The sequence below is a fragment of the Rhodococcus opacus genome, from assembly GCF_012396235.1.
GTDB classification, from domain to species: Bacteria; Actinomycetota; Actinomycetes; order Mycobacteriales; family Mycobacteriaceae; genus Rhodococcus_F; species Rhodococcus_F opacus.
In genome coordinates, this window is the sequence record NZ_JAAXPA010000064.1 from 1 (window position 1) to 8111 (window position 8111).

8 protein-coding genes and 3 pseudogenes are annotated in these 8111 nt (G+C 66.2%); 6 read left to right on the forward strand and 5 right to left on the reverse strand.

The features are described from left to right. Window positions 1-180 precede the first annotated feature (180 nt). Window positions 181-1332: a serine hydrolase domain-containing protein gene (locus HGB39_RS37480; protein ID WP_247607626.1), complete on the reverse strand. Its 1152-nt coding sequence runs from the start codon at window positions 1330-1332 to the stop codon at window positions 181-183. A 521-nt stretch (window positions 1333-1853) separates the two neighbouring features. Here HGB39_RS37480 and HGB39_RS40565 point away from each other — a divergent pair. After that, window positions 1854-2201 (forward strand): annotated as a pseudogene (locus HGB39_RS40565) (transposase); the annotation flags it as partial. Window positions 2202-2456: 255 nt separating this feature from the next. Here the strand turns inward: HGB39_RS40565 and HGB39_RS37485 are convergent. Beyond that, entirely contained in the window at window positions 2457-2942 is a 486-nt protein-coding gene (locus HGB39_RS37485; RefSeq protein ID WP_052024064.1) for an Hsp20/alpha crystallin family protein, read from the reverse strand. 210 nt (window positions 2943-3152) lie between these two features. On the opposite strand from HGB39_RS37485, the pseudogene HGB39_RS39420 reads away from it, so the two are divergent. The 3 genes and pseudogenes from HGB39_RS39420 to HGB39_RS40085 form a co-directional block, all read left to right on the forward strand. Beyond that, window positions 3153-3351: pseudogene (locus HGB39_RS39420) on the forward strand (transketolase C-terminal domain-containing protein); the annotation flags it as partial. A 40-nt stretch (window positions 3352-3391) separates the two neighbouring features. Further along, window positions 3392-4302, forward strand: a pseudogene (locus HGB39_RS37490) (2-oxo acid dehydrogenase subunit E2). 116 nt (window positions 4303-4418) lie between these two features. Next, on the forward strand, window positions 4419-4808 hold the full coding sequence (locus HGB39_RS40085; protein WP_312029825.1) for an acyl carrier protein: 390 nt from the start codon (window positions 4419-4421) through the stop codon (window positions 4806-4808). Here the strand turns inward: HGB39_RS40085 and HGB39_RS37500 are convergent. Both HGB39_RS37500 and HGB39_RS37505 read right to left on the reverse strand, forming a co-directional pair. Next, entirely contained in the window at window positions 4712-5359 is a 648-nt protein-coding gene (locus HGB39_RS37500; RefSeq protein WP_005572376.1) for a response regulator, read from the reverse strand. The two genes, HGB39_RS40085 and HGB39_RS37500, sit on opposite strands and share 97 nt — an antisense overlap. Before the next feature lie 94 nt (window positions 5360-5453). Further along, the gene (locus HGB39_RS37505) at window positions 5454-6497 is read right to left on the reverse strand and encodes an Acg family FMN-binding oxidoreductase (RefSeq protein ID WP_005572378.1); all 1044 of its coding nucleotides are present in this window, start codon (window positions 6495-6497) and stop codon (window positions 5454-5456) included. 557 nt (window positions 6498-7054) lie between these two features. On the opposite strand from HGB39_RS37505, the gene HGB39_RS37510 reads away from it, so the two are divergent. Both HGB39_RS37510 and HGB39_RS40460 read left to right on the forward strand, forming a co-directional pair. Beyond that, on the forward strand, window positions 7055-7300 hold the full coding sequence (locus tag HGB39_RS37510; RefSeq protein WP_005572380.1) for a hypothetical protein: 246 nt from the start codon (window positions 7055-7057) through the stop codon (window positions 7298-7300). Between the two features lie 191 nt (window positions 7301-7491). Then, entirely contained in the window at window positions 7492-7713 is a 222-nt protein-coding gene (locus HGB39_RS40460; protein WP_376744855.1) for a universal stress protein, read from the forward strand. Here HGB39_RS40460 and HGB39_RS37515 read toward each other — a convergent pair. Then, window positions 7652-8092: a DUF1931 family protein gene (locus HGB39_RS37515; RefSeq protein ID WP_005572382.1), complete on the reverse strand. Its 441-nt coding sequence runs from the start codon at window positions 8090-8092 to the stop codon at window positions 7652-7654. The two genes, HGB39_RS40460 and HGB39_RS37515, sit on opposite strands and share 62 nt — an antisense overlap. Window positions 8093-8111: the final 19 nt, after the last annotated feature.

Sequence of the window (8111 nt, forward strand, 5' to 3'; positions counted from 1 at the left end):
TCTGACATAGAACATGACAAGAGTCATGGCGAAAAAATTCCCAGACCCGACACCCGCAACTCCCACGCTCCTGCTGACATCACCACGGGCCGAGTCCCCGTCGTGCGACCCGATGCCGGGCTCGGCGGGCACCGCGTGGCGCGGACCCCTGGCCCGGGCCATTGGTCACGTCCGTCCGGACTACAACCGTCGCGCGATCGATTCGGCCTGCGCACCCAATTTGGCCAGCCGCAGGTCGGCGAACGGGGTGAGGTTGTTGCCCATCCGGTTGGTCACGAACGCCACCGACAGGCCCGTCTGCGGATCGGCGAAGGCACCGGAGCCGCCGAGACCGTAGTGACCGAAGGCGTGCGGTGACTGCGTCCGGCTGGCGACGAACGCGGAGTGGTAACCGAGTCGCCAGTTCATTCGGACACCCAGCACGTAGTCGCGGGCCGTGGTCTGCACCTCACCGATCTGGTCGAGGGTCTCCTCGCTCAGGAACCGGATGCCGTCCACCAGGCCCTTGTTGGCGATCGCCGCATACATCCGGGCGAGGGCTCGGGCGCTGAACACACCGTTCCAGCCGGGCATCACGTAGTCGTGGATGGCGGGGTTCCGGACCAGTTCGTCGAATCCTTCCGGCATGCCGGCGGCGGCGATGTTCTTCAGCACGGGAGTGCGCGACAAGGCGAAGGAGGCTGCCTCCCAGGGGATTCCGAATGGATTGATCCGGGGGAACAGTTTCGCGATGCGGCGGCGCTCCTCGTCGGGCACCTGGAACCAGAACTCGCGGATGCCGAGGGGTTCGGCGATCTCGGTGCGTACCAGGTCGGTGAACGACATCCCGGTGACCCGCGTCGTGAGCTCGGCGACGAGCGCACCGAAGGTCACGGCGTGATAGCCGGGCATGACGGACCGGCGACGGTCGGGCGTCGCGGACGCCAGGGCATCCGCCACGCCGTCATGATTCAGGAGCGCCAGCCGGCCCGGAACCAGGCCGCGCACGCGATGGAGCCCGGCCCGGTGGCTGAGCAGCTCGCGCACCGTGACGGTGTCCTTGCCCGCGCTCGCGAACTCTGGCCAGTACTCCGCGACGGGTGCATCGTAGTCGAGCAGCCCCCGGTCGACGAGACGGTGGAGTACCGTGCTCGCCACGCCCTTGCCGGTCGAGAACGACACCGACACCGTGTCGGACTGCCAGCGCGTGTCCCGGGTGGCCCATCCCGACCAGATGTCGACGACGGGTTCACCGTCCAGGTAGACCGCCAGCGCACCGCCACCGTCCGAGGTCTGGCCGAACAGCCGGAAGAACCGGCCGGCCAGTTCACCGAAGCGCGGGTCGACGACCATGACAGTCGGCGTGGGCAATTCCGGGCGGGCGATGTCCCGGCCGTTCGATCGACTCCTGTTCGAGAGTTCGTGGGCGTGTGTCATAGCGTGCGGCCCACCGTTGTCGATATTGATCAGGCGTTCCATCGAGGCTCCCTTCTTCGTCCGGTCAGGGCCACCCATGACTCGAGCCCCAGCTGCGCTGGTTCGGAGATACCTCCTCCGATCGCTCGGTTCCCGAGCCTTCCGCGAGGATCGCAACCGGCGTAGGGCACAAGGTCAGTGACCCTCGTTGCCTGCCAGAGGACTTCCGACCTCTACCCGACCCTTCGCGCGCACCATGAGCGGGGGGTACGGTGCGCGATGGAGCAGTGCCGGGCTCGTCGAACCGAGGGTCATTCCCTCGAAGCCGCCCTCTCCCTGCTTTCGATGACCATCGGACGGGGCTTCGTCCGCGCACATCACACGAGTTGCCGCACGCCGATGATCCGGCGGCGCCCTACCGGACGACATGCGCGCGAGCGGTATGACAGTGCCGCCGCGCCGAGATCGGCAACGTTCACCGGTACTCCGCCCGGACCGGCTGTGTTCGTGGGCGGGTCTGACTCCACGCCATCACGAGTCCGATACCACCGTCCGTCGCGGGCACATCACCACGGACACGCGTCTCGCGGTCCGTAACAAGAAGGGTGCACGAGTGACCAAACAGGGCTCGAAAGGTGCGGTGGGCGGCCATCGAAGCGATTCAGCTGCACCCGGGCACGGCGACGATCGTCGACGATAAGAACGTCGCCAAGGTCGCCGCGGCGAGAAAGCTGCTCACCCCCGCCAACTACGGGCTACGGGATGGGCAGAATCGTGCCCTGGCCCGGCAGCAGGCAGCGGCCTGAGCACCTCGGACGCAGCACCCCGCGTGGCCATGGTTTGTCCGACCCCCTTCGGGCGTGGTCCCGGCTTGATCGACCCCGGGATGCTGCACCGCACCACTCCAAACAGCAGACCGACTTGCCGTTCCGGCGAGGCCGAGCGCGGGCGCCGTTCCACTGAAGCGGGATCGTGATCGAGTGGAAGAACGAAGGTGCTCGGCGCCGCGCTCGGGCTGCTGTCTCGCTCCGTTTCGGCCGCGAGACGCGAATCGTCTGCGGTCAGGACTTTCTACCACCACGGTCAATGGGCGCCTCCTTCGCGGGACCTTGCGTGACTTCCACGTGCTTCTCCGCCGTCTGCGATTCGGTGACCGGCACGGTGACGGTCAAGATTCCGTCGGTATAGGTGGCGTTGATGTCGTCCTCTTGCGCGCCGGGGGGCAGCGGCATCGACCGGTAGAAGCTTCCGTAGCGGAATTCCGACCGGGTGCCTTCTTCCTGCTTCTCGGTGCGCTCGGCCGTGATGGTGAGTTGTCCGTCACGGACGCTGATGTCGATGTCCTTAGCGGGGTCCACCCCGGGCAGTTCGGCCCGGATGGTGTAACGATCGTCGTCGACGTGTTCTTCGACCCGGATGAGGTGATTTTCGAACGGCCGCCAGATCGGCAGTGACTCGAACCCGGCCACCACATCCGACCAATCTGGTAGCGCGGGCAGAGTCAACATCGTGGACCGATGTGGGCGTCGGGGGGACAGAATGCTCATGACTACTCCAATCCAATAGAGAGGTGGAAGGTGACACTTCGATTGGACTCCTCCACCGCGCCGTAACAGTAGGGCCGACAGTCCTTGCCCCGAGGACCTCGGTCCCAGCTCCCCGATGCACGGCGGAAAGCCGGCGCCCAGCCTCGGGGAGGATCTGCTCACTCGGTGCCCGGTTGTTGATCATGCGCGGCCAGAGCGCTCCGCCGCCCACGAGAGCCGGGTCGCGCAGTCGTGGTCGACAAAGGTTGGCGCAGCGGCAGTCTCGCATCCGCTCGATGGCCGAATCGTCGAGACGGCGTTCTACGACCTCGACGCACCACCGCGACGTGTATGCAGTGCGGAGGTTCCCGTGCCGTACGCCAAACACCTGGAACAGGCTGCGATTCCCCAGGTGGAGACGATTGTTTCCACCGCTTGGGATCGGCGATCGGTGAGGGTAGGGATGCCTCATGTTTGTTTTCGCGTTGCCCTCTCTCGGTTCCGACCTGGACGAAGGAACACTCATCGACTGGCTGGTCAAGCCCGGAGACGAAGTCGATCGCGGGCAGGCCATCGCGACCGTCGACACGGCGAAAGCGGCTGTGGACGTGGAAATCTGGCGAAAGGGCACGATTCACCGGCTGCTCGTGCTGCTGAAGGCCGGGCCGGCAGCCGCAGAGCCTGGCGTGACGGTGCACAGGGCCCGCGACATGCGTCGGGCGATCGCAGCATCGATGAGTCGGTCCAGGCGCGAGATCCCGCACTACTACCTGGCGCACCGGGTGCCCTTGCAAGCCGCGGCCGCCTGGATGGAACGGGAGAACGCCGGTCGCCTGGTCACCGAGCGGATTCTGATGGCCGCCCTGCAACCCAAGGCGGTCGCACTGGCGGCGCAGCACTTCCCGGAGATGAACGGGTTCTGGCACGATGGCGAGTTCCGGCTGCAAACACCCGTCCAGGTCGGTGTTGCGATCTCACTGCGGCAGGGCGCGGCCTCGTCGCCCGGCGATCCGCGACACCGCACGAGAAGCCACTCGGTCAGCTGATGACCGAACTCACCGACCTGGTGGCGCGCGTCCGCGCCGGATCGATGCGCGGCTCCGAGATGTCCGATCCGACCCTGACCGTGTCGAACCTCGGCGAACGCGGTGTGGGCTCCGTGGTGGGGGTGATGTAGCCGCCGCAGGTGGCGTTGGCGGGCTTCGGCAGACCCGCCGACCGGCAGTGGCTTGTCGACGGGAAGCTCGGGGTCGTGCCGGTGGGCACGACGAGCCTGGCGGCGGACCACCGGGTTTCCGACGGGCACCGTGGTGATGTGTCAGTAGAGTGCAGTTCCTGTCCGAGATCCGCGAAACTGCTGCAACATCCGGAACGATTGTGAGGATTCGATCGTGGACACTCAGGACATCGGTGCCGTGGTGCTCGCCGCACTGCAGAACATCGCACCCCGAAGTCGAGGGCGACGACGTGCTCGCGGACCAGCCGCATCGGGATCAGGTGGATCTCGATTCGCTGGATTGGCTGAACTTCCTCGTCAGGCTGCATTCGACCTTCGGGATCGACATACCGGAGGCCGACTACGGAAGGCTCGTCACCCTCACCGACGTGACAGACTACGCTGCCGCCCGGGTGACGCATGAGCCGCCGGGGACCACGCGCGGGGGAGCCGCCGGGGACGTTCGATGTCGGATCCGCAGTGCGCTGCGGGTGATCGCCTCGTACTCGGACGTCGCAGCCACTTCGAGAGGCCGAACAGGTCCGCTCCGGCCCGGGGAGTCAGGCGGAACCGATCAGTTCCGGGGTTGGTTCGGGGGCATCTTGGTCGCAAGGACGGCCGCCTGCGTCCGTCGTTCCACGCCCAACTTCGTCAGCAGCCGTGACACGTAGTTCTTGACGGTCTTCTCCGCGAGAAACATGCGTTCGGCGATCTGCCGGTTGGTCAGCCCTTCACCGAGGAGCGCGAGCAGTGTCCGTTGCTGGTCGGTGAGCCCCGCGAAAGGGCCGTCCTCCGCGTCTGCGCCCGAGCGGAGCTTCGCCATCAACGCGGCGGCGGCACGACTGTCGAGCAGCGACTTGCCCGCACCCACCTCATGGACTGCCTCGGTCAGCTCCATCCCGCGGATGTCCTTGACGACATATCCGCTGGCCCCGGCGAGGTTGGCGTCGAGCATCGCCTGGTCGTCGGTGTAGGACGTCAGCATCAGACAATGCAAGCCCGGCATCCGGGAGAGCAGTTCACGACACAGTTCGATGCCGTTGCCGTCGGGCAGCCGGACATCGAGCACGGCAACGTCGGGTTTGAGTGCCGGGATCCGAGCCAGCGCCTGCGAATACGACGCCGCCTCCCCGATCACGGCCAGTTCGGGGTCCACGGTGAGAAGATCCGCTATCCCACGGCGGACCACCTCATGATCGTCGACGAGAAATACGTTGATCATCGGGCAACCTCCAGTCCGCAGGTCGGCGCCATCACGTCACAGATTGCGGCAGGGGCCGGGCCGGTCATGAGCACACGGCGAGGTGCGGGCGCCGTCATCGGTAGCCGCCGCGTCGGGTGCCCACCGACAACACCGCGTCCGTCGGCCGCCGCGGAGTCTGTCGCGGCGGGCGCCTCTTCTCCGTGACACCCACGCGAATCAGTGCCTGCGGGTATCCACCGTCCGGAAGAAGTTCGCGGATCATCTCTCTACTCGGCCGACACTCCGTCATATGTGTGAGGGGGCACGTCGCGAGTCCGCCGACCGTGGCCTCCAGAAGCACCAAGGACAGCACCTCGCCGGCGCGGAGCCAATCCGGCCGGCCGTCACTGTCCGTGCTCAGCACGAGGACGGTCGACTGATCCACCTCCGCCGACGAACCATCGTCGCGGCCGGCGGGAAACCTCCGTCCGATGTCCACCCGGGCACTATTGTCTGCAGTTGCCAGCGCTTCGGCAGGGATACCGCCGGCGGGTATGGAATGCCCCACCCACCAATGCAACTCGGCTTGGTATGCGGAATCGTACTTCCGCGTGGCGGCGGTGTATGCGGTGGCGGCGGCGAGCACCGGGCGCGCGTCCTCGGGCAGCACCGTCAGCGCAACTCCCTGCCGGCGCACGAGCTCGGGCAGTGAACGGGGAAGCGAGCGTTTGGGGCTGACTGGGCCGAACGGTCGGCGGTCGGAGAAGCGGTGCCTGATCGCGGCGAGCAGATCGAAGTCGTGCGATTGAGGACGAGCGTCGCGGTGGAACCGGATTGTCGCCAGATGGCCCGAGTGCGGACCCTCGGGAAGACGTTGGATGTCGGTCGACCATCGCAGAGCGGTGAGCGCTGTCTGCAAGTGGTGCAGGGCCGCCCCGCAACTGATCACCAGCTGCCGTCCGGTCGGGTCCGTCGAGGCCAGCAGCCGGCCACGTTCGGTGTGAAGATCGAGCCGGCCGCCGGCGTACCGCCAGTGCCACGGCTGACTGTTGTGGACCGAGGGTGCCCGGCACGCGAGGTCCACGGCGATGCGAACGACATTCACGTCGGGGATGGTGCTGTCCACGATCGCTTCCACTTCGGTTCCCCACAAATTCGGGGCGGGAGTCTCGTACATGCCTCTCAGTCTTCGCCGTCCGCGATCGAGCAGTTAGGGCCGATGGTCACCGTGGGAGAGGCCGATTTCCCCGCGGCCTGCGGATCCGCCGGTGGTGTTCGACGACGGCAGTGTGTGCTTGTCCCGCATGATGTCCTCGTTCCAGTGCCGATGGGATTTCCGTGTGTGCAGATCGGCTGCGGACAACGGTGCGGTAACGGTGACCGCAGGTGGGAGGGCCGAAAGTCATCTCTCGTGTAGACCTGGTCACCACGAGCCGGTCACCGGCCGCCACCACTCGTTCTCGTGCGATTCCGCCCCAGGTCTCTGCTGCGGGTGTGCGAGGGCTTCGTCTCGGCGTCTTCCCGGGATGATGTGAGGCCGGATCGACCGGAGGCCTGACGACTGCCAGTGGCCACCACCTTGGCGGACGTACGATTCGGCGCGCCCGCCCGTGTCCCACTCGTACACTTCTTTGCGGTAGCGGTGGCTCTCGTCGTGGGCCAGCCACAGCTTCGAAACTCGGGGAAGCCCGCGAACAGTGGGGTGTTGAGAATGCTCTCGCAGCGGAAAAGGCTGTGCGCGAGCGCATTATCGCGCACAGTCCGAAGCCGGAACCCAACAACCAAGGTCACGGGGTCGGCGGTCGCGCCGACATCGACCACGGTTTCGCGGTACACGCGTCCCGAGCTCGCGGCGGCGAAGTGGATGCGCCGGTGCAGGTTCACCTCCGGCAGTTGGCTCCGACGTCGACGAAGCAGCTCACCGTCGATGTGACAACGTCGGCGGAGGCGGCGCGAAAGTGGACCGGGGTTGTTCGCTGATGGAGCGCATGGCGCTGTCGGCATCACCCCGGAAGCGCATCTTCGCGGACCACTTTTCCGCCAGGCAGGGCGCGATTCAGGTCCACAGTCACTATTGGTGGGTCGTCAGCACTGACACCCTGAATGCGAACACGATTCACTCATCCGCGCGGTGATGACGAGGCTGCATCTTCGGGAAAGGTGATGTCACCGTGGTCGACAGGCGCCACATCGTCGTCGGCATCGACGGCCTCGTCGGCCGCGACGCAGGTTGCGCGGTGGCGGCGGCGGTCGCCGTCCACCGCAGCGTTCCCCTCCACCTGGTTCACGTGGTCCCGCTGCCCGAGCGGGCTCGGCCGGCCGCGCCACGCATCAGATCAAGAGATGGAAGATATCGAACACCGTGGTCCATTCGGCGGTTCCCAGGTTCTTGACATCGGGAGCGATCGTGACGAATGTGTCCGCCAGCGCCACGCTCAAGCCTCCGGCAATCAGCGGCAGCCGGCGCTCGGTCTCCTCGGAGAGGGCCACGTCCAACGGTGGGCGGGCCGTCAGTTGGTCGAGCAGAGGCTGTAGTTCGATCTCCTCGTCCAGTTTTTCGAACCGGTGGATGCTCTCCTGCAGCCCCTTGGTGATCGGCAGGTCCCACGGTTCGATCACGTCACGCAGGTTGGCCTTGGCCGAGGCCTTGCCGATGAGGATCACGTCGTAGATCTTGTCGTCGATGAAATCCGTATAGCGCTTGAGGTCGTTCCGGTCGACCTGCAGTCCAGCCGCTGCCCGGAAGAACCGCTGAAATTTCACGGTGCCCATCACTGGCATGTCGTCAGCT